At 57.8% G+C, this 548-nt stretch carries 1 pseudogene; it reads left to right on the top strand.

Features of this window, described 5'->3' with window-relative positions:
- Positions 1-194: 194 nt before the first annotated feature.
- A pseudogene (locus tag AACY49_RS30180) lies at positions 195-548 on the top strand (hypothetical protein); the annotation flags it as partial.

The following is a 548-nucleotide window of genomic DNA, read 5'->3' as shown; positions in this document are numbered from 1 at the left end:
GCCTATGTCGCTATTTCTAGCATGCTCTTATGTAGAGATGTTACTACATTGTTGACACCGCGCAACACAAGGCAAGATGTTGCGGAAAAAACGCGGCGTCGACCCGCTACGGTGTTGCACACATCGGAATAAGCGCGCTTTTCTAAACGTTGCGACGGCGGGGACGCAGCTGCGCGAGACGATGGGGAGAGTGCATGTTTGAACTGTTGACCAGCGCGTGGCACGCGCTGACGGGGGTCCTAGGTCCGCACGGTCCGGCGGTGAATGCCGCAAAGAGCTATGTACCTGGCGACTTCAGCATCCACTTTTTCCTGCAGCTCGCCGTCATCATTTTCACCTGTCGCGTGGTCGGATGGCTGGGCAAGAAACTGCTGCACCAGCTGCAAGTCGTCGGTGAAATGATCGCCGGCGTGATCCTTGGGCCTTCGCTGTTCGGGCTGCTGCTTCCCGATCTGCAGCTCACTGTCTTCCCCAAGGAAACGCGCAACGTGTTGTACGTGGGCGCACAGCTGGGCGTCGGCCTGTATATGTTCATCGTCGGGCTGACG

It is taken from the genome of Pseudomonas sp. EL_65y_Pfl2_R96 (assembly GCF_963970905.1).
In the GTDB taxonomy this organism is placed as follows: Bacteria; Pseudomonadota; Gammaproteobacteria; order Pseudomonadales; family Pseudomonadaceae; genus Aquipseudomonas.
This window is presented reverse-complemented; position numbering and strand designations above follow the sequence as displayed.